At 34.5% G+C, this 23708-nt stretch carries 22 protein-coding genes, 1 pseudogene and 1 riboswitch; of the genes and pseudogenes, 8 read left to right on the top strand and 15 right to left on the bottom strand.

Annotated elements, in window-relative coordinates; genetic code table 11:
- Positions 1–21 precede the first annotated feature (21 nt).
- Complete coding sequence (locus ACN6MX_RS08730; protein ID WP_211894093.1) at positions 22–384, bottom strand: spore coat protein; 363 nt, start codon at positions 382–384, stop codon at positions 22–24.
- A gap of 16 nt (positions 385–400) precedes the next feature.
- A complete protein-coding gene (locus ACN6MX_RS08725) occupies positions 401–607 on the bottom strand; it encodes a spore coat protein (protein ID WP_093061030.1) in 207 nt (68 codons plus the stop codon).
- 501 nt (positions 608–1108) lie between these two features.
- Between ACN6MX_RS08725 and ACN6MX_RS08720 the strand changes: the two genes are divergently transcribed.
- Complete coding sequence (locus ACN6MX_RS08720; protein WP_419962229.1) at positions 1109–1603, top strand: site-specific integrase; 495 nt, start codon at positions 1109–1111, stop codon at positions 1601–1603.
- Between the two features lie 97 nt (positions 1604–1700).
- Positions 1701–3302: an ABC-F family ATP-binding cassette domain-containing protein gene (locus ACN6MX_RS08715; protein WP_419962228.1), complete on the top strand. Its 1602-nt coding sequence runs from the start codon at positions 1701–1703 to the stop codon at positions 3300–3302.
- Positions 3303–3373: 71 nt separating this feature from the next.
- Here ACN6MX_RS08715 and ACN6MX_RS08710 read toward each other — a convergent pair whose 3' ends face one another.
- On the bottom strand, positions 3374–3868 hold the full coding sequence (locus ACN6MX_RS08710) for a YkvA family protein (RefSeq protein ID WP_419962227.1): 495 nt from the start codon (positions 3866–3868) through the stop codon (positions 3374–3376).
- Positions 3869–3997: 129 nt separating this feature from the next.
- Between ACN6MX_RS08710 and ACN6MX_RS08705 the strand changes: the two genes are divergently transcribed.
- A complete protein-coding gene (locus ACN6MX_RS08705) occupies positions 3998–4633 on the top strand; it encodes a hypothetical protein (RefSeq protein WP_419962226.1) in 636 nt (211 codons plus the stop codon).
- 122 nt (positions 4634–4755) lie between these two features.
- Here the strand turns inward: ACN6MX_RS08705 and ACN6MX_RS08700 are convergent.
- The 3 genes and pseudogenes from ACN6MX_RS08700 to ACN6MX_RS08690 all read right to left on the bottom strand — a co-directional run bounded on the left by ACN6MX_RS08700 (position 4756) and on the right by ACN6MX_RS08690 (position 6411).
- Positions 4756–5582: pseudogene (locus ACN6MX_RS08700) on the bottom strand (STAS domain-containing protein).
- A gap of 162 nt (positions 5583–5744) precedes the next feature.
- Positions 5745–5945 carry a cold-shock protein gene (locus ACN6MX_RS08695; RefSeq protein ID WP_419962225.1) on the bottom strand — a complete coding sequence of 67 codons (201 nt, stop codon included), beginning with the start codon at positions 5943–5945 and terminating at the stop codon, positions 5745–5747.
- Between the two features lie 187 nt (positions 5946–6132).
- Positions 6133–6411: a DUF1033 family protein gene (locus ACN6MX_RS08690; RefSeq protein WP_419962224.1), complete on the bottom strand. Its 279-nt coding sequence runs from the start codon at positions 6409–6411 to the stop codon at positions 6133–6135.
- A gap of 154 nt (positions 6412–6565) precedes the next feature.
- On the opposite strand from ACN6MX_RS08690, the gene ACN6MX_RS08685 reads away from it, so the two are divergent.
- From ACN6MX_RS08685 to ACN6MX_RS08675, 3 genes are all read left to right on the top strand, one after another.
- Positions 6566–6847 (top strand): acylphosphatase, encoded by a 282-nt coding sequence (locus ACN6MX_RS08685; protein WP_419962223.1) that lies wholly within the window; start codon positions 6566–6568, stop codon positions 6845–6847.
- Between the two features lie 70 nt (positions 6848–6917).
- The gene (locus ACN6MX_RS08680; protein WP_419962222.1) at positions 6918–7595 is read left to right on the top strand and encodes a 5-bromo-4-chloroindolyl phosphate hydrolysis family protein; all 678 of its coding nucleotides are present in this window, start codon (positions 6918–6920) and stop codon (positions 7593–7595) included.
- Positions 7567–8754 carry a toxic anion resistance protein gene (locus tag ACN6MX_RS08675; RefSeq protein WP_419962221.1) on the top strand — a complete coding sequence of 396 codons (1188 nt, stop codon included), beginning with the start codon at positions 7567–7569 and terminating at the stop codon, positions 8752–8754. The genes ACN6MX_RS08680 and ACN6MX_RS08675 overlap by 29 nt, the downstream gene beginning before the upstream one ends.
- Before the next feature lie 141 nt (positions 8755–8895).
- Here the strand turns inward: ACN6MX_RS08675 and ACN6MX_RS08670 are convergent, their stop codons facing one another.
- The 6 genes from ACN6MX_RS08670 to ACN6MX_RS08645 all read right to left on the bottom strand — a co-directional run bounded on the left by ACN6MX_RS08670 (position 8896) and on the right by ACN6MX_RS08645 (position 14837).
- The gene (locus tag ACN6MX_RS08670; RefSeq protein ID WP_419962220.1) at positions 8896–9468 is read right to left on the bottom strand and encodes a GNAT family N-acetyltransferase; all 573 of its coding nucleotides are present in this window, start codon (positions 9466–9468) and stop codon (positions 8896–8898) included.
- 165 nt (positions 9469–9633) lie between these two features.
- Positions 9634–11517, bottom strand: a complete 1884-nt coding sequence (locus tag ACN6MX_RS08665) for a vWA domain-containing protein (RefSeq protein WP_419962219.1) — start codon at positions 11515–11517, stop codon at positions 9634–9636.
- Positions 11518–11526: 9 nt separating this feature from the next.
- Positions 11527–12390: an ATP-binding protein gene (locus tag ACN6MX_RS08660; RefSeq protein WP_419962218.1), complete on the bottom strand. Its 864-nt coding sequence runs from the start codon at positions 12388–12390 to the stop codon at positions 11527–11529.
- 53 nt (positions 12391–12443) lie between these two features.
- Complete coding sequence (locus ACN6MX_RS08655; protein ID WP_419962217.1) at positions 12444–12641, bottom strand: DUF6501 family protein; 198 nt, start codon at positions 12639–12641, stop codon at positions 12444–12446.
- A 79-nt stretch (positions 12642–12720) separates the two neighbouring features.
- Positions 12721–12942 carry a transcriptional regulator gene (locus ACN6MX_RS08650; RefSeq protein WP_419962216.1) on the bottom strand — a complete coding sequence of 74 codons (222 nt, stop codon included), beginning with the start codon at positions 12940–12942 and terminating at the stop codon, positions 12721–12723.
- Between the two features lie 56 nt (positions 12943–12998).
- Positions 12999–14837: a DNA ligase D gene (locus ACN6MX_RS08645; RefSeq protein ID WP_419962587.1), complete on the bottom strand. Its 1839-nt coding sequence runs from the start codon at positions 14835–14837 to the stop codon at positions 12999–13001.
- A gap of 206 nt (positions 14838–15043) precedes the next feature.
- Positions 15044–15149, top strand: a riboswitch (purine riboswitch).
- Between the two features lie 167 nt (positions 15150–15316).
- Between ACN6MX_RS08645 and ACN6MX_RS08640 the strand changes: the two genes are divergently transcribed.
- Both ACN6MX_RS08640 and ACN6MX_RS08635 read left to right on the top strand, forming a co-directional pair.
- A complete protein-coding gene (locus ACN6MX_RS08640; RefSeq protein WP_419962586.1) occupies positions 15317–16510 on the top strand; it encodes a NupC/NupG family nucleoside CNT transporter in 1194 nt (397 codons plus the stop codon).
- A 340-nt stretch (positions 16511–16850) separates the two neighbouring features.
- Positions 16851–17678, top strand: coding sequence for a Ku protein (locus ACN6MX_RS08635; RefSeq protein WP_419962215.1), 828 nt, complete (start codon positions 16851–16853; stop codon positions 17676–17678).
- A 493-nt stretch (positions 17679–18171) separates the two neighbouring features.
- On the opposite strand, the gene ACN6MX_RS08630 is transcribed toward ACN6MX_RS08635, so the two are convergent.
- The 3 genes from ACN6MX_RS08630 to ACN6MX_RS08620 all read right to left on the bottom strand — a co-directional run bounded on the left by ACN6MX_RS08630 (position 18172) and on the right by ACN6MX_RS08620 (position 23494).
- Positions 18172–18990 carry a YitT family protein gene (locus tag ACN6MX_RS08630; RefSeq protein WP_419962585.1) on the bottom strand — a complete coding sequence of 273 codons (819 nt, stop codon included), beginning with the start codon at positions 18988–18990 and terminating at the stop codon, positions 18172–18174.
- 442 nt (positions 18991–19432) lie between these two features.
- Positions 19433–20662, bottom strand: a complete 1230-nt coding sequence (gene odhB, locus ACN6MX_RS08625; protein ID WP_419962214.1) for a 2-oxoglutarate dehydrogenase complex dihydrolipoyllysine-residue succinyltransferase — start codon at positions 20660–20662, stop codon at positions 19433–19435.
- 30 nt (positions 20663–20692) lie between these two features.
- Complete coding sequence (locus ACN6MX_RS08620; RefSeq protein WP_419962213.1) at positions 20693–23494, bottom strand: 2-oxoglutarate dehydrogenase E1 component; 2802 nt, start codon at positions 23492–23494, stop codon at positions 20693–20695.
- Positions 23495–23708: the final 214 nt, after the last annotated feature.

Raw genomic sequence — 23708 nt, 5'->3', positions numbered from 1 at the left:
TTAAATCTCCTTCTATATTCATTATTTCTTCGGTGGGCTTGGAAACATCCCTTTCCGATTTGTAACGCCCGGAAAGAGATTTAAATTAGCTATATCTACTGCATTTTGAGCGGATTTTATATCCAATTGTTTTTGAAGTTCCAAATCATATGGGTTTAACCATTGTTTTTTCATCATGAGATCTGCTATTTCGAAATATAAGGCAATGGTTACATCAAGTTGTTCCTGTAATAACTTTCTAATTGTAGGTGTTGCTGTTTCTGTCAATGCAATTGAAAGATTTCTAACTCCAGTTTTTGTTGATAACAAAAATTCAAGGGCTATACCTGAATCAGTAAGTTCGGGCATGCCAACAGAATTTATAGGATCTAAATAATCATTCATACGAACCGACCTCCAATTATTTTAACTCAGAATTTGAATATAGTTTTATCATTGCAGTTAAAGCTGGTATAGATTGTTTTACGTCCTTCTCCATTAATGCTTTTAGATCTTGGTCAAAAACGATGCCTTGCATCATTTTAGATTTAAGTAAACATACTGTCTTAAAATTTATTACTTCATGAAATTCCAAAGTTTCATGAAGTGCTAATTTCTTTTCAAACATTGCTTCACCTCCAAATCTTTTCATCCATTGAAGATTATCCCAAAAATGAATTTTATATTCAGAATAATTAATATTCTTAATGATGTATAGAATGAAAAAATTTTAACATCTACATGAAAAATCTCCCATTTGACTTTTATTCAGGGCTAATCTTTTTCCATTTTGTTTAAAAAGTTCCTATCATGAACAAAATAAAAAAAAAAGAAGGTATTTGAGCTATGTTTTCATTTTTAAAACGAAAGAATCCAACAAATGATAGAAAGATCCAAGAGATAAACAATCAAAATCAATCTAACAACAGACCACCGAATCTCATTGAAAGCTCTTTGTCCGAGAATCTTGAAGTCATTAAACAAAAAACAGGAAACAGTTCAGATATCGTAATCCGCCAATTAAAAATTGGTCATAATTCTCAGATAAAAATAGCCATTTAAATGAATCCGTTACAAATTATAGTTTCTTTTGGTTCTCGCTTATACTGGTGTTTGCCGCGGTGAAGCAATGGGACTTCAGTGGAAAGATATTGATTTTAAAAATAAAACAATTAAAATCGAACGTACTAGAGACCATTTCGGTGAGCGTACACCAAAAACTAAAAATTCTTACAGAACACTTTTAGTAGATGACCTTGTTATACAGCAACTCGAAAATTATCAAAAATGGTGTAAAAAAACACTTTTTTCTTATGGTCAAATGTTAAACGAGGATACATTCGTTTTTATTAGTGAACATGGAGCTGGACCTATTTCAAATTTTAATAGGTCCCTGGAAAGAATTTTTGATAGAACGGCACTACCTAAAATAACTTTGCATGGTTTACGACATACCCATTGTACAATTTTAATGAACCTTGAGCTAAACATAAAAGTAATAGCTGAAAGATTAGGGAATACAGTTGAGGTCTATAAGATATATGATCACGAATTAGCAGAGTTAAAAGTAGAATCCGTATCCTTGTTCAGTCAAAGCTTACAAGCTAATGGGGCCAGTTATTAATTGACGTACCTTGGAGCCCTATAAAATCAAGGATTTATAGAATTTGTTCTTATTTCATGCTATAATAAGTTCATTGTGAATTTTAGGAGGTACTAGCATGATTGCAGTAAGTAACGTAAGTCTTCGTTTTGGTGATCGTAAATTGTTCGAAGACGTAAATATAAAGTTTACACCAGGTAACTGTTATGGTTTGATCGGTGCAAATGGAGCAGGTAAGTCAACATTTATCAAAATTTTGTCTGGTGAAATTGAGGCACAAGAAGGCAATGTTATTATGAACCCAGATGAACGTTTAGCAATTTTAAAACAAAATCACTTCGAATACGAAGAACACACTGTTTTAGAGACAGTTATGATGGGACATAAACGTTTATATGAAGTAATGAATGAGAAAAATGCTATCTACATGAAAGAAGATTTTTCAGACGAAGATGGTATGCGTGCAGCTGAATTAGAAGGCGAATTTGCTGACTTAAACGGGTGGGAAGCGGAATCAGAAGCAGCAATACTTTTACAAGGTCTTGGTATTCCTGATGACATGCATCAAAAGAAAATGTCTGATCTAACTGGTTCAGAAAAGGTAAAAGTTCTATTATCTCAAGCACTTTTCGGTAAACCAGACGTACTATTACTGGATGAGCCTACTAACCATTTAGATATTAAAGCTATTCAATGGCTAGAAGACTTCCTTATTAACTTTGAAAATACTGTAATTGTAGTATCCCATGACCGTCATTTCTTGAACAAAGTATGTACACATATTGCGGATCTAGATTTCAGTAAAATTCAAGTTTACGTTGGGAACTATGATTTCTGGTATGAATCCAGTCAACTTGCTGGCAAATTAGCTGCTGATCAAAACAGTAAAAAAGAAGAAAAAATTAAAGAACTTCAGGCATTTATTGCTCGATTTAGTGCCAATGCATCTAAATCTAAACAAGCAACATCACGTAAGAAAATGCTAGACAAAATAGAACTAGATGATATCAGACCATCTTCTCGTAAATATCCATATGTAAACTTCTCAATGAAACGTGAAATCGGGAATGATGTATTACAAGTTCAAGATTTAGGTCATTCTACGGAAGACAAAAAACTCTTCTCTAACTTCAGCTTTACGTTGAACAAAGAAGACAAGATTATTCTTCTTGGAGATGAATTAGCGAAATCTGCATTGTTACGTATACTTGCGGAGGAAGAAGAACCAAAAGAAGGTTCCGTACGTTGGGGTGTTACTACAACGCGTGCCTACTTCCCGCTTGACAACGCAAAATACTTTGAAGGTAACGAACCATCACTAGTAGATTGGTTACGTCAATATTCTCCTGATGATGAAAGTGAAACTTTCCTACGAGGATTCTTAGGTCGTATGCTTTTCTCTGGAGAAGAAGTGAAGAAAAAACCTTCTGTTCTATCAGGTGGAGAAAAAGTACGTTGTATGCTTTCTAAAATGATGCTTTCAGAATCGAATGTATTATTACTAGATGAACCTACAAACCACTTGGACCTGGAGTCTATTCAAGCATTGAATAATGGTCTTACATTATTCAAAGGTGCGATGATTTTCACATCTCATGATCATCAGTTCATCCAAACAATTGCCAATCGCGTAATTGAAATCCGTGAAGACGGATCTATCTTAGATAAACAATTAACTTATGATGAGTTCCTAGAATGGAAAGAAGCACAAAATCTGTAAGAATACAGTAGCAAGTTAAACATAAAATGCAACAACATATAAGAAAAAAGGGTAAGGAAAACTTAGTTTCCTCACCCTTTTTTTGATGTTTTAAGAAATCTTCCTAGTAATGACCTTGTCGGTAATTTACCAAGCAACGAATCACTTGTTTCTGAAATCTTCTTCAATACGTTTAATAATTTATCGTTTCCAGCCCAGTGCTCTTCAATCACTTCTGGCGAAAATTTATTTAATAACATATTCACTACAAAAGTAGCTACAATAATATCGTCGATAAAACCACCTGGTCCAACTAACCCTTCTGGCAATATGTCTAGTGGGGTGATAAAATACAATATTCCACTCCCAACGAGTGTTTTACTCTTAGCATCTAATCTATCATCAAACATCGACTTTACCAATAAATGAAATAAATCCGGTGCAAACAGAAGATATGGAGTAAACTTCCCTGCCTTACCCGATTTACTATCTACATAGTCTGTGATTTTAGATCGTAGTTTTGTATAGAAGTCTTGCTGCTCTTCATAGGTTGGTAATTCTTTTTTGAGTTCTACATTCATCATCATATCCCCTTCCTCTTTTCACTATACCAAAAAAAAGACAATTTGAAACATTATAAGCTTTTCTACGTTTAATCCTCACGCAATGGTGTTATTTAAGAAATAAGGCTAATACAATGAGGAAGGAGGATTATAATGAAAAGACTTATGCTAATGTTAATTCCAATTATTTTTCTTATTTCTTGTACAAATCAAGAATCATCAGAACCAAATGAATCATCAAAAACCCATCCTGATATGGAAATAGAAGAAAAAACAAATTTAAAGAACTACTTTTTAGAGGATAATTCCACTGCAAAGTTTAAAGGAATAGGCAACGAATATGCTACCTTTACATTAAAAACTCACTATCTATATGATAATTATGTGGCCACCTATGAAGATAATGGCGGTACGGTTATGAGAAGATATTATAAAATATCACCAACCCAAATCACTCTTATCCATGAACAAGGAGAAGCATATGAGGAAGCTAATCCATCCCTTGAGGAACTAAAAGCAATGGAGGACATCTCCGTCTATTTGGAACTGCCATTAGAAGTTGGAACAGAATTTGATGGTTGGAAAATAACTACTTCTACAACAAAATTAGAAACTGATTTACAGAATTTCGAGAACGTAATTATAATGGAAAAAACAGATGAACAAGGAAATCTTATGAGGAAATATTTTGCTGAAGATTATGGAGAAATTCAACGAGATTATATCTCAAATTCTTCTGAGGATCCATTTACAGTCTCCTCTATTATTGAAGACGTAGACTATAAATAGTTTATGTAGCCACCTAATTTCCAATCTTACTGGAGATCGATCTTTCGATTAAACTTTTTTCAAACATTACAGAATATTTGTTGAAAGTTGGTTCGTGAGCAACTTCACGAACCACCTTTCCTTCAATTGATTAAATGCTGGTTCAATGCTTGTTGCAAAGTCGCATAGGTTTTTGTTTCCTGATCAAATCTAACACCTAATTGAATCATCTGTCTAACAACATCCGGTCTTAAGCCTGTAATAACTGTAACACAGCCCATCATCGAAGTACCATATTTAATTTTCATTAAATGATCTATTACCTCTGATTCCATTTCCGAAATTCCCGACAGATACATTATTAATGTTTGAATGTGTAAACGACCAATCTCTGTTAGCACTTTTTCCTCCAAGATATTTGTTCTAAAAGTATCCACTGATCCAATTAACGGTAAGATACATACAGATGGTGTAATCGGTATGATTGGTACCGAAAGGGATTCCACCACTTTACGTTGTGATGAAATAAGGGCATCTTTATATGTCGAGTAATTAATAAAGAATTCATTTAAAAAGTGAACTATTTGATTATTTATCTGTTTTTCTAACTCAAAAAAACATCAATAGAAATAGATTCTATATCATTATTATATTTTTGTATAAAAATCCACAATGTTCTTCTTATCGCCTGGATCCATTCCAATTTAAACGATAGTGTTAAAGAAAATGTAGCCCATGCAATACCCTCTTGCTTTGCAAAAGCACTTAGTTTATCCTGCTTATTTCCATCAACAATATAATGAGTAAGTTTATGAGCATTATTGATCAAATCGATATCTCCGACTCTTAATATATCATTGATCTTCTCTCTGACATTTACAGCTTGGTTCAATAAATATTGTTCAAAATTTTGTTTGTTTTCAAGTAAATATTCTTTCAAGTTATGATCTAGTATTGCCTCATCCAAAATTTTTTCCCCCTATGAAAATAATACATTAGAACTCTTTTACCCTAATATAAAAATTTTTAAACCTAATAGCATTTTAAATATTTCAATTATTATGTAAGGAAATATTATCGTAAAAGAAAAACTGAAAAAGAAGCACACCTTAAGGTGTGCTTCTTTGTATTCTTATAGTTTTGTAACGTTTGCAGCTTGAGGTCCGCGGTTACCTTCAACTACATCAAATTCAACTTTTTGGCCTTCTTCAAGTGATTTGAAGCCTTCTCCTTGAATTGCTGAGAAGTGTACGAATACATCATTTTCACCTTCTACTTCGATAAACCCAAAACCTTTTTCTGCGTTAAACCATTTTACTGTGCCTTGTTTCATTCTATTACCCCCAAAAAATTAATCAATATGTGAAAAAATTCACATATTCCATGAAGTACCGATCTCACATCGATCACTTCATAGGATATGTGAATAAATATTACGGTATTTTTCACTTTGAATTGTTAATTAAATTATATCAGCTGCTATAATTTAGTCAATAAGTATTTTCACAATTCTAAATAGTTTAGCGGAGATCATTCAATATCAATCCATGATATATTTGTAAATCATCGTCACATGATTCACAGAAGCATTGTTCCTTTTCCGACCAAAAAGCCCAATATATATTTTGCTTGGTTTTTTCTTTCGGAAATATCCCCCTTAATTCTATTAGTTTCCTATCTAAAAAAGACCGCGCTTCGGATTCATGTTCAAAAGCATGTTTTTCTACAATATGCTGTTCCCAACCTTCGAAAAGCCACCACGGCTCATAATCTGCTCTCATATAAATTACTTCAAACATTTTCATCGCCTCTAACTTTTTTTATTAACTCATATTTTACTGCTCCTATATAAAAAGTCTACTTAAACGGCTTACGAATTTATAAATTGAAAATTGCTACTTTTTAAGTTAAGTTATAGTTATTACTATTTACTACAGATTAGGAGAATATGTTATGAAAAAACGAGCTTATATTCAAATGCATGGCGATGTAGATGGAGTAGGTTTCCGATTTTTAGTGAAACAAAAAGCTCAATCACTTGGTTTAAAAGGCATTTGCAAACTAACGGACGACAAACTGATCGTTATTGATATCGAAGGTGATACAAACCAGTTGGAAGAATTTTTAGCGTTTATTCAAAAAGGCGTCTCTCCTTTATCCCAGACAAATGCTTTTAGAATTGAAATCTTTGATGAGCTTAAAGGTTATACCTCCATGGAGTCAGATATTGTTTAATATTCGTTGAAAATGAAACCTTCTTCTAGTTGAATCGTATATAGTAGTATATAAAAAAGGAGGTAATATCATGAGTGAAGTAGTTCAAACCTTCATACGCCATTGCTTAAATATACCTATCATGATCACTTCTTGGTTTATTTTCTTTTTTTCAATTGAAAGTGGATTTTTCTGGAGCTCCGCTTTAGCAATAGGTGTATATATTGTTTCTAATTTTACGATAAAGAAAATACAGCAAAGAAGAATTATGAAAAAACATCAAATGACTCTTTCTGAGTATTTCCATATTCAACAACAATTGAAAGAAGCAAATAAAAAGATAAAAGCGTTAAATAGCCAATATTTGAAAGTACGTTCTATCAGTTCTTTTAAGCAATTATTCGAGATGAATCGATTAGCAAAAAGGATCATTTCACTAGTTAAATCTAATCCGAAGAAATTTTACCAAGCTGAAAATTTCTTTTATGCACATTTAGATTCTGCTGTAGAACTAACATCCAAATATTCATTATTAGTTTCACAACCAGTGAAGAACAAGGATATGAAATTAGCATTACAAGACACACGAGATACATTAGAATCTATTAGTACAGTAATGGAAGAAGATTTAAACAATGTATTAGCCTCTGATGTGGAACTCCTTAAAATGGAACTAGATTTTGCTAAATTATCCGTTAAACAAACAGAAAAACCTTTATATTTAAAAGGAGAATCAGAAGATGAGCGAAAAGTTATCGAATACAAATGATGATATATTAATGGACGAATTATTATCTAGTCCATTTAATTTGGATACAACCAAACCACAAGCCGTTTCCACAGAAACAGAAGCTGCTCCAACTAAATTGATTGATCGATTATCGGAAGCAGAGCAACAAAAAGCTCGCCAATTAGCAGAACAGATTCCTGCTGGTAACTACGAAGCAATTTTAACTTACGGTGCTAACGCTCAATCAGAGCTAACCCGTTTTTCTCATCAAATGTTAGATCATGTGCAAAAGAAAGATATTGGACCTGTTGGAGATATTTTAAGTGATTTAATGAGTAAACTATCCGAGATTAATCCTGAGGAACTATCAACTGAGAAAAAATCGGGCATTAAAAAATTATTTAGTCGTGTTAATCGATCCGTACAAGAACTAATGACTAAGTATCAAAAACTTAGTACACAAATAGACCGTATTGGAATCCAACTGGAGCATTCCAAACGAGGACTTGTAGAAGATGTTCAAATGCTCAATAAACTATACGATCAAAATAAAACCTATTTTCAAGCATTGAATGTTTATATTGCTGCAGCAGAATTAAAACGAGACGACATAGTGAATGTAACTATTCCAGATTTAAGACGCAAAGCAGAACTTTCCAATGATCAAATGGCATTTCAAGAAGTAAATGATATGGCTCAATTTGTGGATCGTCTAGAAAAAAGGGTTTATGATTTACAACTATCCCGACAAATAACGATTCAAAGTGCACCACAAATTCGTATGATTCAACAAACCAATCAAACACTTGCGGAAAAAATTCAGTCATCCATTATGACTTCTATCCCACTTTGGAAAAACCAAATCGCGATTGCTTTAACACTAAATCGTCAGCAAAAAGCGGTTGCTGCACAAAAACAAGTTACTAAAACAACGAATGATCTGTTACTGAAAAACTCGGAAATGCTAAAGGTTAATAGTATTGAAACCGCAAAAGAAAATGAACGCGGTATTGTAGAGATCGACACATTGAAGAAAACACAAGAAAATCTACTTCAAACAATTGAAGAAACCATGCGCATTCAAGCAGATGGCCGCGTAAAACGAAAAGCAGCAGAAATAGAAATCGGCCGTATGGAAGAAGAATTGAAACAACGTCTTCTACTTATAGCAGATCAATCCAAAAACCGCCCTTCTTGAAGCCATCAATAGATAATTACCTTTTTAAGCAAAATAAAAGAATTCATCTTAAATCATTATCGATTTAAGATGAATTCTTTTCTTATTTGGAAAATCTTTATCTAGCTGCAAAAAGAGCGCGAGAATTAAGTGGTAAAACCTTCAGAATGACTTCAACATGTTCTTCTTACTATCCTCATTAAATACTAAAACATCATGGGATGAGTCATACGAATCCCCATAAAAATCCTCATCTTTATACGTGTGAATATTTTCATATGTCCATTTCATCGCTTCGTAAATTGCATATTCATCCTCTTCTGATGGGGACCAATACAAAATTTCCAAGATGGTATTTTCACCAGTTGCAAGGGAACGACGTGAATATCCAATGTGAGTGGCATGTTTAAAATTTTCACGAGCATAAAACCTTAGTCGTTTTTCTGAATCACTATCCTCATAGTTAACAGGCTCTACTTCTAATAAAATAACCTTATTTTTCTCTTTTAGTTGATTTAATAGTTTCCGACCAAGACCTTCTCCGCGAGCTTCCTTAGAAACAAATAAATAATCTACAAAGACAAAGTTTTCAAATTCCACGTACATCAATACATGCTTTGGACTTTCATCTTTTATATACACATTTTCTTTATCAGCTAAAAGTGCTTCCATATGACCTCGCGATTTCATCTCATCTACCGGAAAATATTGATTGAGCTTTTCATACCAATTCATTTGGAACCATTCTCCTTCCAAAATTGTATTTTGCTCGGTAGTTTGTTTATGAAAATTTATAAAAGGAACAAAGTCGCCGAAAAAAATCCTCGGTAATATTTATTCCCGATTTTTTTGTTCCTAAACATATAAAGATTACTCTCTAAAAGCAATACTTCTTATATTTCAGGAGCTTTGCACTACAAGATGAAGCATTTTCCGAAGCAATCGAAGCGTTTCCTCCGAAAACTTTTCTAATGAAGAAGCAGTAGCTGTTTTCTTATCAAAGATTAAGCGAAATAAATTCAACTGCTCCTCTGTAGCCTCTTGATCATTTAAAAATAAATGTAAAACCGTTACACCAAGTTGCTCTTGCTCTAAAACTGCCTCTGCAGTATCCATAATCCCATTTTGGGCATAGCCAAATGCAGAGGGTTCTCCATCTGAAAATACAAGAAGGAACTTATGTGTTTCTGATCTATTCTCTAATCGTTTCCCCATCCATCTAATTGCAAATCCATCTCTATTATCCTCATGTGCAGTCATGGACAAAATATCTAAGCCGTTATCCTTTTGCCCATCCTCTAACTTATGCATCCATTCAAACGCATTCGGTTGAGATGTTTCCGTAGCCTCATAAGCATCTTCATAATGAAGGACAATTTCATGCGTAATTTTCAGTTCTCTTAAAACATCATGAAACAGTAAAACAGCTTTTTTTGTTTCCTCCATTTTGTCCTGCATAGAAGCAGACCCGTCAACTAACAAACCAAATACGGCATTTAAGTGGATGCTTGGAGCATTCTTTTTATAAAAGGGTTTCGGTCTTTCATCAGTCCAAAGAGCTGTTAATTTTGTAGAAAGTCTTCCTTTTGTTAAGTTAGTGCGTTTATCTACACGTTTTTGTTCTAACCTTTTTTTCATTTCTTGCACAAATGCCTTTAGATAAGGCGCATGCTCCTGACGATACTTGTATAGTAGATGCTTATTGTCAGAAGGACTAGTGATTGCAATACGCTGTTCCCTGTAAACGACGTTTATATGTTCTTTACCAAAGGATTTACCGGCTTTTTTTAAATCACTGGATTGATCGTTATTCGATTGATCCTTCTGAGCTTCCTTACTGTTTCCGCTAGACTGGCCCTTTCCAGTCATCGTAACTTCATGACCTTCTTGTCCTTCCTCAGCATCGATTGCTTGTTCTGCTTTTCCATCTCTGCCATGTTCCAATTCATATTGAAGATGTACACCGTTCTCCTGCTCACTTTCCCGATGCCAAGATCTAAATATCTCTTCAATCGTATCTTTTTTACTTTCTTCACCAGGTTCAGAGTTTTTTACCCCGCTATGATAATGAAAATCCTTAGGTGTTAAACTGGTGTAAGAAATAATTGCGTAATATTGAAGTAAGCTATCCTCTTTCAAATATTCATTGAAGAGAAAATAAAGCTGATAAGCCAAATCAATAGATTGTTGAGTGTTTTTAGATTCATATACTTTTTGAATGATAGTATTTGCTAGATAAAATATATCTGGTCCTGTAACATACATCGTCCCCTCATATAGGGAGATATATAAATAATTAATAAAGGCATCTGCTAAAAAACCTTTTTGTACATTTACACGAAGCTGCTGTTTGTGAAATTCCAAATAAGTTTGTATACGAATTTTGAATATTTTTTGCGTACCAATTCTCTTTTTTTGAATCATTTCAACCAATCGAAATTCTTCTATGCAAAATAACAACTGATCCAGGAATTTCGGAAAATTATTTGGTTTCTCTTCTTGAAAGTCCTGCCAATTTAATACATCAAAAAACTTCCAAAAACCTTCTGCCATCAAAAAAATATCAGAAATTCTACCGGCATGCATCACATATTCCTCACGATGTCTCCAAAACACACTTAAGGAAATAGTCTGTTCCGCAGGTTGAAATTCCATCAGTTTACGTTCATTAATCGCTAATAACGTATTTTTAGTTAAAGCTTTCGCTACATTTTCATAATGCATTAACTGTCTTGCATCTATAGTTTCATTATTGAACTGTATAAAACGGTCAACTGAACCCATTTATCTCCCTCACTTAATCCACGAAGAGGCCAATGCTAATACAAGCTGTTTTTCTTGGTCATCCTCTAGCTTTTCAGCAATAGAATATGTAATCGCTCTGATCGGCTCCATGTATAGCGCCAATTCAGTAGCATATAGCAGACTTCTAATAGATGCCGCTTCCTCTGACAGTAACCCTTGTTTAACTTGTTCCATTAAATCATTGGCTAGATTCAGCATAAGGACATGTAATGCTTTCGGTGCTGTTGGGAACATCTCCTGCCATAGTTTTTCCAGATGCTCACCTGAAATATATGGAATAGAAAACGAAATGAAACGATTTTTCAATGCTTCATTCATAGGTGTTGTTCCGATATAACCTTCATTGATCGCAGAAATGACCGAAAAATCGGGATGCGCTTTAATTACTTCTCCCGTAAAAGGGTTTGTTAGCATTCTTCTATAATCCAGTACACTATGCAAAATAGGAAGTGTCTCTGACTTCGCCATATTTATCTCATCAATGTATAAAATATGCCCTTTCTTCATAGCTTCCACCACAGGGCCATCCACAAAATCAATTGCACTCACGCCACCATTTGTCACAATCGTTTTAAAACCTAGTAAAGCCTCTGCGTCTAAATCGACGGAACAGTTAATACTTTGGATCGGCTGAGAAAAAAATGCTGAAACTGTTTCCGCTAGCTTTGTTTTGCCTGCTCCAGTCGGACCCTTTAGCAAAACTGGTTTTTTTAAGGACACAGCAATAAGCACGTCCTCTAATAAATATTCTTCTGGCGAAAGATAGCCCCCTGCTCCAATAAGAGCAGTATCTTGCTCAGTATGTATTCTTTTCAATCTTTTCTGTTGTTCATCCAAAACTATGTCTTTCATATTCTGCTCTTATCTCCTTATGAAAAAAAACCGATGAAATCACATCGGTTTTTTTATTGAAAATATTCTTTGTAGTAGCCGCCAACTTTTCCTGTGTTGTCAATTACAAATATAAATTCTTCTGTTTCATTTTTAACTTCATATGCTTTTCCTACAGTAAGTACATTACTCACAAGAAACTTTTTAGCATCTGTAGATGAACAAGTCACTGTTTTAATAGTTGAATTTGTAGCCCAATTTGTATGTATCATATAACCACTTCCTTTATTACTAGTATACGATTTAAGGCACCTTTTTTCAATTAATCATTGTATGAATATGTGAAGAGAATTATATAGCTCCCCTTTCCTGAGGTAATATGGGAGCAAGAGCTAGTATATGGTCAATTCTAAATGTTCTTTTCGCATTCTGCTTAAAACAATATGCATAGAATATATCTCCCTGTACTTTAAGTAACCTTACTTTACGCTTACTGATTTCACCAGCTTTTGATAGATACATTAACTCGACAATCCATCCACGATTAAAGTATTTCACTAAATCATTACGCACGTTCGGCCCCTCCTTTTCATCATTATATGCGAACGTACGTTTTTTATTTACAATAATTAATTATTTTTTATTAGTGCTTTTAATTGTTCTAATACAAGCGAAAATTTCTCTTTTTCTAAATTTACTCTAAAGTCTTGAAAGGGATTCCCTTCGTTTTTTATACGATCTAACACGGATGGAATCGAAAATGTATCTGGTTTAAGGGACTCTCTAACTTCCTCCCATTTAAGTGGAGTTGCGATAAGCCCCAAGTCATTACCCCTTGGTGAATATGGAGCGATTATTGTTTTGCCTTCCTTATGCTGAACATAATCCAAATACAATTTATTCCCACGTTTTTTTTTAAACCTTTCAGTAGTGAACCATTTTGGATCCTGTTCCACTAAAAATTCAGATATAAATTTGGTGAAAATACCAGTCTCTTCATACGTAAAACTATCCTCTTCTAATGGTATATAAAGTTGAATACCCTTCCCACCAGAGGTTTTCACATAAGATTTAAGCTGAAATTGATCAAATATTACCTTCATACGCAGAGCAGCTTCAACTGCTAGCGAGAACTCATGAACCGAGGGTGGATCCAAGTCAAATACAACCTCAGTTGGATTATTCGTATCCACCGTTTGAAAAGGGACATGAAATTCTAGTGCCAGCTGGTTTCCTAACCAGAGCAATGATTCTAAATCATTACACATCATGTAGTTAATATCGTCCATTTGCTTTGTTGCAACGAATTCCGGAACATATTCTGGGCTATTTTTTTGATAGAAGCTTTCTCCTATTACACCATGTGGAAAACGAATAACCGTAAGAACTCTATCCTTTAGAAAAGGTAAAATGTAGGGCGATATTCGTTGCAGGTACAAAAGGTAATCATCCTTTTGTATCCCTAGATCTGGCCATATAGGCTTATCAGGATGTGTCATCTTAGTAGAGGGTGGTAAAGGATATAACTGTTTGTGCATTTGTTGCCAATTACAATCCTGCACATCCTTGTTAAAATTAAACGAATGAAATCTAGGTTCCCTTAATTTTTTTCCATCAAAATCAATACAAGCAATTTCCACGCAAATGGACGGTTCTAATTCCCAAATATTATCGGATTGTTTTGTCCCATTCTTTTGAAATAATGCTATTAACGTTTTTAGCTCCGTTTCGGATAGTCCATGACGAAACGTAACTACTTCTAACAAAGGGTTTTCTTTATAAAGTGCACCGTGAAAAAAGCCATTACTTTTATCATATTTCGTTAAGATGACACTAATATATTTCCAGTTTTTTATTTTTAACCACTTGGTTGTTCGCTCTCCGCTATTCCATGTACTAGTTTTTTGTTTAGCGATTAATCCTTCCCCATTATTTGTGACTATTTTATCCCACAACTGTGTATTGTCCTCAAAAACATCAATAGCTTGCAGCTTATTTGTATCTTGATAATTAATAGATATGGGAAGCTGTAATTTATTAAATAGCCGTTCGATCTGTTGCTTTCGCTTTGTTAAGGAAATTTTGGTTAAGTCTTTTCCTTTATATTTGAGCAAATCAAATACAATATAATGACATGTAAATGTTTGTGCATTATTTCTAATGGTCTCGGTATTTTGCATTCGGCCTCTTAACTGAACTTTGGAAAAGTCACTTTGAAAATTATTTATTAAATATACTAATTCCCCATCCATTGTTAGTGGTAAAAAGGATTTAGCTTCATTATAAATTTCATGACAGAAGTTAATAATCTCTGGAAATACATCATTTAGTAATTTTCCGTTTCTACTTTTAAGCAATGGTTCATTGTCCCATTCTAAAATGCATCGGAATCCATCATATTTTGTTTCATATAGCCACTTATTTCCTACAGGAATTTCCGTTGCAACAGTTAAAAGCATCGGCATCATCAATTGTTTACCTACTTCCAATGTTTTTCTTTAGTCTTCTAATTAATTCTACTTTTGATACATTACAAGAGGCAAATATTGAATCGTACTGGCTTTTCTTCATCTTACTTTACTTACTTTTATAATAATTTTTAACATTACAACATTATTCATTTATATTGTTTCGGCCAAAGCACTAGTATATAATAATTCCTATTCCTAAGAAAAAATCGATAAATTTTTATCCTTGTATAATATCAGTTAAACTAGGCCTGATAGTTTCTACCTGGCAGCCGCTATAAATGCCGGTCTACAAGGAAGCATGAAAAAAAGAGATGAATAGTACGGTGTTTCGAATTGACCATTTGCTACTAAATAGAGTAAATCACCCTGCGAAATTGATATAAAACTCTTATTTTTTCATACTTTCTGTCTGGCGACTGAAGGGATGAATGAATAAGAGTTTTTATTTTGGGGAAAATAAAGTTGGAGTTGATTACATGTTCTTTTTATTAAATATACTGGGCATATTTGTTGTCCTCGGTCTTGTCTACCTTTGTTCGCCTGATAAACGGAAAATTAAATGGCGTTCTATCCTCAGCTTGCTCATTGCTGAATTGCTCATTACCTGGTTTATGTTATCGACCACTATAGGAACATGGACAATTAATAAAATTGCTTCCTTCTTTACATGGTTGGTATCATCCGCCAATGCAGGAATCTCATTTGCCTTTCCTTCTGTGATGGCGAATGAAACAGTTGATTTCTTCTTTAGCGCATTACTGCCTATTGTTTTCATTGTGACTTTCTTCGATATTTTATCTTATTTCGGAATTATGACCTGGATCATCGATAAAGTAGGATGGGTCATTTCGAAAATTTCCGGATTGCCAAAGCTGGAGAGCTTCTTCTCGATTCAAATGATGTTTCTTGGAAATACGGAAGCTTTAGCTGTTATTCGTCAACAACTGATCGTTCTTAAAGATCATCGTCTATTGACTTTCGGAATTATGAGTATGAGTAGTGTCAGTGGTTCGATTATTGGGGCATATTTATCGATGGTACCTGCCGAGTATGTGTTTGCAGCAATTCCATTAAACTGTTTAAATGCCCTATTACTGGCAAGTATTTTAAATCCTATAGAGGTTAGCAAAGAAGACGATATTGTTTATGTTCCACCTAAAGAAGAACGTCAAGATTTCTTTTCTACCATTTCAAACAGTATGCTTATCGGCATGAAAATGGTTATCGTAATTTTAGCGATGGTAATCGGGTATGTGGCATTAACCACTGCGCTAAATGGAATTCTTGGTTTCTTTATAGATGGTTTGACCATTGAAAAGATTTTCGGTGTTATTTTCTTCCCATTTGCCATCTTACTTGGATTAGGTTTCCAAGATGCTTTGTATGTTGCTTCCTTAATGGGGATTAAACTTTCGACAAACGAATTTGTGGCTATGATGGACTTAAAAAACCATCTCCAAGATTTAAATCCACATACGGTCGCAGTTGCTGTTACTTTCTTGACTTCATTTGCCAATTTTAGTACAGTCGGCATGATTTACGGGACATATAACTCCACTCTGGGTGAAGAACGTTCAAAAATCATCGGTAAAAATGTATGGAAGCTATTGGTCAGCGGAATGGCTGTATCACTGTTAAGCGCGATGCTTGTGGGATTATTCGTTTGGTAATACTTCAAGGATGCCTTTAAAAGCACCGAAATTTTTTATAAAATATTCAGATAGCTAAAGAAGCTAACGGCCTAGAGTAGCAGGTTGTTAGCTTCTTTAGCTTTTTAATGGACTTATTTTAGAAGCGGTTCTCTAAAATTATTATAAAACACGCAGTGACCTTTAATATAGGATAATCTGCTCATTTATAATCTATAGGGGCTTCTGTCTTCAAACATAGCATCAATTGTTTACCAACTTCCAATTTTTTTCTTTAGTTTTTTAATTAATTATACTTTTGATACATAAAAAGTAGGAAAAGATTGCATAGTAAGAAGAAAAAGAAAAAGTGGTGAACATAATGCATACAGTTTGGAAAGGGAGTATCAGCTTTGGTTTAGTTAATATTCCTATAAAGCTACATGCAGCAACTGAAAACAAGGATATAAAATTACGTCAGCTCCATAAAGAATGCCATACGCCAATTAGCTATGCGAAGGTTTGTGAAGGGTGCAAACAAGAGGTAAAGAATGAAGATATCGTCAAGGCATATGAATACTCTAAAAACAAATTTGTCATTTTAGATGAAGAAGATTTAGAAAAATTGAAAAAAGAAAATGAGGATAAGGCTGTAGAAATTATAGACTTTGTAAAATTGGAAGAAATAGATCCAATTTACTTTGAGCGCAGTTACTTTATGGCACCTGATAGTGGTGGAGGAAAAGCATACTCCCTCTTAAGAGAAGCATTGCATGAGTCAGGTAAGATCGGGGTTGCTAAAATTATGATTCGTTCGAAGGAACAATTAGCAATCGTGCGAGTATATAATGAAACATTAATCATGGAAACCATTCACTTTCCCGATGAAGTTCGTAGTTCAGCAGATGTGCCTAATATTCCAGCTGACCAAACTGTAGTAAAAAAAGAACTCGATACTGCACTTATGCTTGTTGAGCAATTAACTACTGCGTTTGAACCAGAAAAATACACAGATGAATATCGAACTGCCTTAATGGAGTTAATAGAAGAAAAAAAGGCTGGAAATAATGTAGTAACGACAAGCGAAAAACAAACAGAATTACCTTCAAATGTAACGGATTTAATGTCTGCTTTACAAGCTTCCCTTGATAAAACGAAAAAGAAAAAACCTACACCAAGAAAAAGAACACCAAAAGCGAAAACTTCTTAATCCTGCGGAGCATTTTACGTATGATTCCGCATGCTCTCACACTATTGGCAGTTCATAAAAGGACTGCCATTTACATAAGAAAAACGGCAAGCGCTCTTATAAAAACTGTCTCGTTTCGTAGCCGGAAAATTTAAGGAAAACATAGTCTAAAACACTATCGAAACCCTAATGAAGGATCGTGTCTCTGTTTCGAGCCTTTATTTTTGTTAATTCTTGTTCTTAATTGGTCCGTCGAACTCCCACAACTTTAGGTAACCGATTCAAGAGTATTTCAATAACCCATATATGTAGGGGAAGTCAGCACTTTTAATTATGAGATTAGGAAGAGAATAGTACAACTTTTGTTATCATTCATTCCTCAAATAAATAGTTGCTTGAATTTAATCCACCAACAATTTTTTATAAACCTGCCTTTAATTCTGTTAAGCTCTTTTTTAGTTTTCTAAACTTCTGATTAAATCAGGATTCTATGAATCACTTCAGTAGAGTAGCATTAATATTGCCGCAGCTCAACAATACCATTAATTGCTACGAAAGCATTTATGTCAATTGTCTTAATAAGTGTTCGAAGTTCAGGTTCTTCCAACCGGTTAATAACACAGAAAACTATTTCAACATGTTCATTGGTTTGTCCTCCTTCACCACCTACATATGTAACACCTCGACCTAAACGTGTTTGAATTGCGTCACCAATTTTTCGTGAATTGTTACTAATAATCATAATGTTTTTAGATTCATCAAAGCCTGCTTGCACCATATCTATTACTTTCATAGCTATAAAGTAAGCGATAGCAGAACATAAAGCACCCTTAAGCCCGTAAGTTAGCATGGCAAATGAGAATATTAACACATTAATACTCATAATAACTTCTCCCACCGATAATGGGAATTTCTTTGCAATTAATATAGCTAAAATTTCTGTACCATCTAAAGCACCACCTTTACGTAAAACAATACCAACCCCTAAACCGATCATAATACCTCCTAATACTGCTACTAACATGGTATCTCCAGAAATAATAGTTGGAATGTGGTGCAATAAGGTAGTAGCCATAGATAATGCAGTTATACCAATAACTGAACTAAATGCGAATGACTTTCCAAGTTCCTTATATCCAATAAATATGAATGGAATATTTAAAATGAATAGGAATAAACTTAACGAGAATCCCGTTAAATGAGATAACAAGATTGAAATACCAGTAATACCACCATCAATTATATCGTTTGGAATCAGTACTGCTTCAAGTCCGATAGCTGTGATTAGCGCCCCAATTATAATAAATAAAACACGACTAATTCTTTCAAACATACTGATAGTCTGTCGATTGTTGGTATCCAATTTTCTCAACTCCTTTAATAGCTTACTATTTAACATCCAAGCCTCTATAGCAATAAAGAATTTTCATTTTAGTTTAGTAAAGTAGTTTTACATTTACCACTGATTCTTTCAGAATATCCACTAATATAAGAGTTTATAAAATTAAACAAACAGAAAAGGCATACCCTATATCGAAAAATATGAATAAACTTCATTTCCACACATTCTCACAATTAATAAAAGTTCAATTTTGTTTTTATACTAATATATATATGTTTGCTGGATGTTCTATTATGCTGTTTCCTCTTACCAATGAAATATAACTATAATAACTAACTGAAGAAATATTCGCTATCAACAAAGTTGATAAATATAACCAAATACAAAGTGCGATACATAAAAAAAGACTCCCATTCTCTGGGAGTCTTTTTTCTTAGCTATTTAGTAATAAATCTTCTGGATTTTCAAGTAATTCTTTAACTGTTTTCAAGAAACCAACAGAATCTTTTCCATCTATTACACGGTGGTCATAAGATAATGCCACGTACATCATTGGGCGGATTTCAATTTCGTTTCCAACAGCGATTGGACGTTTTTGGATTGTGTGCATTCCTAAAATACCAACTTGTGTACCATTTAAAATAGGTGTAGACATTAATGATCCGAATACTCCACCGTTTGTAATAGTGAAAGAACCACCGGACATATCAGATAATGCTAATTTATTATCACGAGCTTTTTTAGCAAGCTCTCCAATATTTCCTTCGATTTCTGCAAAGTTTTTACGGTCAGCGTCACGTACGATCGGAACTACAAGACCACCTTCAGTTGAAACTGCGATACCAATATCATAGAAGTTGTTTTTCACGATATCTGTGCCATCGATTTGAGAATTTACGTATGGATATTTTTTTAGTGCTGCTACAACAGCTTTTGTGAAGAATGACATAAATCCAAGACGAACATCATTTTGTTCAAAGAATTGATCTTTTTTACGTGAACGTAATGCCATAACATTTGTCATGTCAATTTCATTGAAGGTTGTAAGCATAGCTGTATTTTGTCTTACTTCTAATAATCTTGTTGCAATTGTTTGACGGCGACGAGACATCTTTTCACGAGTTGTACGGCCATCATCCTCTTTAGGTGCACTAGCTGCTGGAGCTTGCACTGCTTTTGTAGGTGCCGGTGCAGAACCATGAGCGGAAACGTCTTGTACACGAACACGTCCCATTGGATCTACTGGTGAAATTTCACTTAGGTTAATGCCTTTTTCACGAGCTAATTTGCGCGCAGCTGGACTAGCAATCGTACGATCTTGCTCAGTTGTAGTCTCTTCTGTTACTGGTGCTGCTTTAGTAGCTTCAGGAGCTTTTACCTCTTCTTTTGCTTCAGGTCGTGCAGCTGGTGTTGATGCAGTTGAACCTGATCCGGCTCCTACTACTGCAATCACTTGACCTACTTGAACTGTATCTCCTTCAGCAGCTAGAAGTTCACTTACTACTCCTGCTTCTTCCGAAATAACTTCTACGTTCACTTTATCTGTTTCAAGTTCTACGATGAACTCACCTTTTTCAACTGTATCACCTGGTTGTTTCAACCACTGTGCAATAGTACCTTCTGTAATCGATTCTGCTAACTCTGGAACAATAATGTCTGCCACTTGAATTTCCTCCTCTAATCTAATCCTAACTTATAAGCTTTTTAAAGCTTCTTCAATAATACGTGCTTGTTCTACTTTATAAGTATCTCCATCACCCTCTGCAGGACTTGCTCTATGCACACGACCTACGTAAGTAATTTCTTGATCTTTTGCTATTTCAAGTAGATATGGTAAAGCAAAGTTCCAAGAACCCATGTTTTGCGGTTCTTCTTGAGCCCAAACAAGTTGTTTCGCATTTGAAAAACGAGATACAATTTCTTGAATCTTTTCTTGTGGGAATGGATACAGTTGTTCTACACGCACAATATGAACATGATCGAAATCTGCTCCATCTTTCACTTTATCTGCCAAGTCTATTGCAAGTTTACCACTAACAAAGACAATTTTCTCTACTTTATCTGCTTGGTTTCCTAAACCTGGTTGCTCAATAACTGTTTCAAATTGGCCAGAAGCCAAATCAGCCACATCAGCTCCAACTAAAGGATGACGTAATAATGATTTCGGCGAAACAATGAGTAGCGGACGAATAGCATCTTCTTTAAGCATTTTTGCTTGTCTGCGTAAAATGTGGAAATAGTTAGCCGCACTTGATAGATTTGCTACAGTCCAGTTATTTTCAGCAGCAAGTTGTAAATAACGTTCTAAACGTGCACTAGAATGTTCTGATCCTTGACCTTCAGCGCCATGTGGCAATAACATTACTAAGCCAGACTTAAGACCCCATTTAGCACGTGCAGAACTGATAAAGTTATCAAACATTACTTGAGCCATGTTAGCGAAGTCACCGTATTGTGCTTCCCAAATAGTTAGTGAGTTATTATCTTCTAAATTATAGCCAAATTCATACCCTAGAATAGCCGCTTCTGTAAGTGGGCTGTTATGAACCACAAATGAAGCCTTTCCATCACTAATAGCATGTATTGGCGTTAATTCCGCCCCCGTATTTTCATCATGAAGTACTAAATGTCTATGGGAGAATGTCCCACGTTGGGCATCTTGACCAGATAAACGAATAGAATTACCATCTTGTAAAATCGTAGCAAATGCTAATGTTTCTGCATGGCCCCAATCAACTTTACCCTTACCTTTGAATGGCTCTTCACGTCGTTTCAATATTTTCGCTAACTTTTTGAATGCGTTAAAATCAGCAGGCCATGTTAGTAGCTCTTCATTGATTTTAGCAAGCTTACTCTCTTCAACACCTGTTTGAATTTCCGGCATACCATCTAATACTACTTGTGGTATAACGATATCATGAACAGTTGATTGAGGGAGTTCTTTCACACGGTCATAAGCTTGTTGCATTTCAGCGAAAATCGATTCGTCTAATGTTTTAACTTCAGAAGACTCAATTAAGCTTTCTTCAACTAACTGCTTGCCATATAATTCACGAACTGTTGGATGCTTATGAATAGAATGATACATAGTTGGATTTGTTACTAATGGCTCATCCATTTCGTTATGACCATATCGACGATAACCTAATAAGTCAATAACGATATCTTTTCCAAATTTTTGACGATATTCATGTGCAAACTTTGCAACACCAATTACCGCTTCAGGGTCATCAGCATTCACATGAATGACAGGCACTTCATACCCCTTTGCTGGATCAGAAGAGTAATTGGTAGAACGAGAATCATAATGTTCGGTAGTGAAGCCAATCATATTATTCGCAATAATATGAATGGAGCCACCTGTTTGGTATCCACGAACTCGGCTATAATTCAATACTTCAGTTACTACTCCTTGCCCTGGAAAAGCAGCGTCACCGTGTACTAAAATAGCAAAAGCAGCATTTTTATCCTGAACTGGGTAACCAGCTGTATCAGTAGTTTCTTGTGCAGCACGTGTTTGACCTGTAACAATTGGACTTACTACTTCTAAATGCGAAGGATTATAAGCAAGTTTTAATGTTAAACCAGATTGTGAGCGGTAACTTGCTCCTTTATGGTATTTAACGTCTCCAAACCAGCCCTCTGAAAGTTCAAGAGAACCATCTTTTGGTAAAAATGCTTCAGTAGGAACATGTGCAAATTCCGCAAACATCATTTCATAAGGTTTGTTTAAAACATGTGTTAACACATTTAAACGACCACGATGAGCCATTCCAATATTCACTTGTTTTGTTTTTGACTTATCTGATTGACGAACTAACTCATCCATTAAGACAACTAAAGAATCTAGACCTTCAATTGAAAAGCGTTTTGCGCCTACAAATGTACGATGAATGAATTTCTCAAATCCTTCAACTTGAGTTAAACGTTTAAGTAATTGTTTTTTATCCTCAGTTGAAAGTTTTTCTTTTATGGTGCCCTTTTCTATCTTTTCCTGTAACCAAGCACGTTCTTCGGAGTTAACAATATGAGCAATTTCAAATGCAATCTTATCAGAATACGAAGAACGTAAATGTTCAATAGCTTGTAAACCATTTGTAATATTTGATGGTGCATTGCTAATTAGGTACGAAACAGGTACTTCCTTTAAATCCTGCTCTGTTAAATTATACGTATCTAGATTCATCTTAGAATCTTCTTTTGGACCATCATTTAATGGATAAATATTAGCAGTTAAGTGACCATGAGTACGAATTGCATCTGCAAGCTGAATTGCATGTATCACTTTCTCAAAATTATTCGGCTCTACTACTGGTGTATCGGAGTTATTAGATGATACTGAAGCCGGAATCTTAGGTGCGCCGTATTGCTTAAATAACTCTACTAATTCAGGATCCACATCGTCTGGAGACTGTAAAAACACATCATACTGCTCCATCACATACCCTAGGTTCGGACCAGAAAAAGCTGACCAAGGTGTTCGATTGTTCGACATTTAGAAAAACCTCCAACATATTGTGCCTTCTAGGCATTTATCAAAAAATACATATTAATGGATAAAAAAGTTCCGGTAAATATAAACAATATACACGCAAATACATATATATAGTTTACCACTCTTTTATATAGTCTCAAACTATCCTTGTATAAGAACAATTTTTCCATCTCAATCTTACTACTATAGGAAAAAAATACAATGGTTTTTTCAA

It is taken from the genome of Psychrobacillus sp. BM2 (assembly GCF_048572895.1).
Taxonomy (GTDB): Bacteria; Bacillota; Bacilli; order Bacillales_A; family Planococcaceae; genus Psychrobacillus.
The sequence above is the reverse complement of the archived record's forward strand: the minus strand, read 5'-3'. Positions and strand labels throughout refer to the sequence as shown.

What these genes read in the sequence shown, in the direction of transcription:
- ACN6MX_RS08635 (WP_419962215.1), top strand. Translation starts at nt 16,851, where the DNA reads ATGCATACAGTTTGGAAAGGGAGTATCAGCTTTGGTTTAGTTAATATT.
- ACN6MX_RS08725 (WP_093061030.1), bottom strand. Translation starts at nt 607, where the DNA reads ATGTTTGAAAAGAAATTAGCACTTCATGAAACTTTGGAATTTCATGAA.
- ACN6MX_RS08665 (WP_419962219.1), bottom strand. Translation starts at nt 11,517, where the DNA reads ATGGGTTCAGTTGACCGTTTTATACAGTTCAATAATGAAACTATAGAT.
- ACN6MX_RS08680 (WP_419962222.1), top strand. Translation starts at nt 6,918, where the DNA reads ATGAGTGAAGTAGTTCAAACCTTCATACGCCATTGCTTAAATATACCT.
- ACN6MX_RS08685 (WP_419962223.1), top strand. Translation starts at nt 6,566, where the DNA reads ATGAAAAAACGAGCTTATATTCAAATGCATGGCGATGTAGATGGAGTA.
- ACN6MX_RS08710 (WP_419962227.1), bottom strand. Translation starts at nt 3,868, where the DNA reads ATGATGATGAATGTAGAACTCAAAAAAGAATTACCAACCTATGAAGAG.
- ACN6MX_RS08720 (WP_419962229.1), top strand. Translation starts at nt 1,109, where the DNA reads ATGGGACTTCAGTGGAAAGATATTGATTTTAAAAATAAAACAATTAAA.
- ACN6MX_RS08640 (WP_419962586.1), top strand. Translation starts at nt 15,317, where the DNA reads ATGTTCTTTTTATTAAATATACTGGGCATATTTGTTGTCCTCGGTCTT.
- ACN6MX_RS08730 (WP_211894093.1), bottom strand. Translation starts at nt 384, where the DNA reads ATGAATGATTATTTAGATCCTATAAATTCTGTTGGCATGCCCGAACTT.
- ACN6MX_RS08695 (WP_419962225.1), bottom strand. Translation starts at nt 5,945, where the DNA reads ATGAAACAAGGCACAGTAAAATGGTTTAACGCAGAAAAAGGTTTTGGG.
- ACN6MX_RS08690 (WP_419962224.1), bottom strand. Translation starts at nt 6,411, where the DNA reads ATGTTTGAAGTAATTTATATGAGAGCAGATTATGAGCCGTGGTGGCTT.
- ACN6MX_RS08655 (WP_419962217.1), bottom strand. Translation starts at nt 12,641, where the DNA reads ATGATACATACAAATTGGGCTACAAATTCAACTATTAAAACAGTGACT.
- ACN6MX_RS08715 (WP_419962228.1), top strand. Translation starts at nt 1,701, where the DNA reads ATGATTGCAGTAAGTAACGTAAGTCTTCGTTTTGGTGATCGTAAATTG.
- ACN6MX_RS08675 (WP_419962221.1), top strand. Translation starts at nt 7,567, where the DNA reads ATGAGCGAAAAGTTATCGAATACAAATGATGATATATTAATGGACGAA.
- ACN6MX_RS08660 (WP_419962218.1), bottom strand. Translation starts at nt 12,390, where the DNA reads ATGAAAGACATAGTTTTGGATGAACAACAGAAAAGATTGAAAAGAATA.
- ACN6MX_RS08670 (WP_419962220.1), bottom strand. Translation starts at nt 9,468, where the DNA reads ATGAATTGGTATGAAAAGCTCAATCAATATTTTCCGGTAGATGAGATG.
- ACN6MX_RS08630 (WP_419962585.1), bottom strand. Translation starts at nt 18,990, where the DNA reads ATGTTTGAAAGAATTAGTCGTGTTTTATTTATTATAATTGGGGCGCTA.
- ACN6MX_RS08620 (WP_419962213.1), bottom strand. Translation starts at nt 23,494, where the DNA reads ATGTCGAACAATCGAACACCTTGGTCAGCTTTTTCTGGTCCGAACCTA.
- ACN6MX_RS08705 (WP_419962226.1), top strand. Translation starts at nt 3,998, where the DNA reads ATGAAAAGACTTATGCTAATGTTAATTCCAATTATTTTTCTTATTTCT.
- ACN6MX_RS08645 (WP_419962587.1), bottom strand. Translation starts at nt 14,837, where the DNA reads ATGATGCCGATGCTTTTAACTGTTGCAACGGAAATTCCTGTAGGAAAT.